We start from the raw sequence: 1,769 nt of genomic DNA, 5'->3' as shown, positions 1-1,769 counted from the left end.
CCCGACGACCGCCGCAACGAGACCGTCAAAGCCTTCGTCGTGCCCTCGCCGGATGCGGACGCGACGCCGGAGGAGGTTCGGGAGTTCTGTCTCGACCGACTCGCGGCGTACAAACATCCCCGCGAAGTCGAGTTCGTGGACGAACTGCCGCGGACGACGACCGGGAAAGTACAGAAGTTCCATCTGGAGGGTCGGGAGTGAGCAATTCGCTCACGCGTCGCGACGCGCGGGTGAGCGCCGAAACCATCACGATAATTTTTGATTGATGCGTGCGTTGGGTTCGGCGGACGATCCGGTCGGCGACTCCGCGTTCATCACGTGCCGACCGTACCTTGCGACTCACAACACATGACATTCGATCTGACCATACGCCCGTTCTTCTGGCGGGCCACGAAGCTGTTCCCGGAACAGGAGATCGTCTCCCGTACACCCGCCGGAACACACCGCTACACGTACCGCGAGTTCGGCGAGCGAGTACAGGCACTCGCTAGCGCGCTGGACGCGCTCGGCGTCGAATCGGGGACGCGAGTGGGAACCTTCGGGTGGAACCACTCCCGTCACTTCGAGGCGTACTACGCCGTTCCGCTCATGGGCGCACAACTTCACACCGTCAACGTCCTGCTCGGGGACGACCACGTCGAATACATCCTGAACGACGCCGCCGACGAGGTGTTGCTCGTGGACCCCGGCGACCCGTTCGAAACCGTCGAGCGCCTGTGGGATTCGCTGCCCCATGTCGAGGAAGTCGTCGTCATGGCCGACGACGTTCCGGACACCGACCTCCCGGCCCACTCGTACGAGGAACTGCTCGAAAATCACGACTCGACCGAGTTCGCGTGGCCCGACCTCTCGGGCGACCAACCGGCCGGGATGTGTTACACGTCGGGAACCACCGGGAAACCGAAGGGCGTGGAGTACAGCCACGAGATGATCTACGTCCACGCCATGATGGTGCTGACCCCGTCGGCCATCGGTATCGAGGAGAGTGACACCGTGATGCCGGTGGTGCCGATGTTCCACGTCAACTCGTGGGAGTTCCCGTACACGATGACGATGGCGGGCGCGAAACAGGTGTATCCCGGGACACAGCCATCGACGGAGGTCCTCGTGAACCTCATCGAGACGGAAGGCGTGACGCTCACGGCTGGCGTTCCGACCGTTTGGATCGACATGCTCGACTATCTCGACACGCACGACGCCGACATCTCCAGCCTCAACCGAATCGTCGTGGGTGGGAGCGCCGCGCCCAAAGGCGTCATGCAGCGGTATCAGGAGGAGTACGACGTGACCATCGAGCACGCGTGGGGGATGACCGAGACGATGAGCATTGCGAGCGTCTCCCGGCCGAAGGCCATGATGACGAACTTGAACGACGAGGAACGCTACGGCATTCGTGCTAAACAGGGATTGCTCTCGCCGGGCTTGGAGATGAAGGTGGTCGGTGACGACGGAGAGGAGGTGCCGTGGGACGGCCAGTCGGTCGGCGAACTGTTCGTCCGTGGACCGTCCGTCGTGGACGAGTACTACAACCGCCCGGACGCGAACAAAGCCGATTTCGAGGGAGACTGGTTGAAGACCGGCGATATCGCCAACGTCGATTCGGAAGGGTACATCGAGATCGTGGACCGCACGAAGGACGTCATCAAGAGCGGCGGCGAGTGGATCTCTATCATCGACCTCGAAAACGAGTTGATGGCCCACGAGGACGTGGTCGAAGCGGCCGTCATCGCCGTGCCGCACGAACGCTGGCAGGAGCGCCCGCTGGCCTG

At 62.8% G+C, this 1,769-nt stretch carries 2 protein-coding genes; both read left to right on the top strand.

What is annotated here, in order from left to right; all coding sequences use genetic code 11:
* A partial coding sequence (locus WBV42_RS20520; protein ID WP_423987681.1) for an AMP-binding enzyme occupies window positions 1–201 on the top strand: 201 nt, incomplete at its 5' end.
* 147 nt (window positions 202–348) lie between these two features.
* A partial coding sequence (locus WBV42_RS20515; RefSeq protein ID WP_423987680.1) for a long-chain fatty acid--CoA ligase occupies window positions 349–1,769 on the top strand: 1,421 nt, incomplete at its 3' end.

Origin of the sequence: Haladaptatus sp. (genome assembly GCF_049589095.1) — an archaeon.
Lineage (GTDB): Archaea > Halobacteriota > Halobacteria > Halobacteriales > Haladaptataceae > Haladaptatus.
The sequence above is the reverse complement of the archived record's forward strand: the minus strand, read 5'-3'. Positions and strand labels throughout refer to the sequence as shown.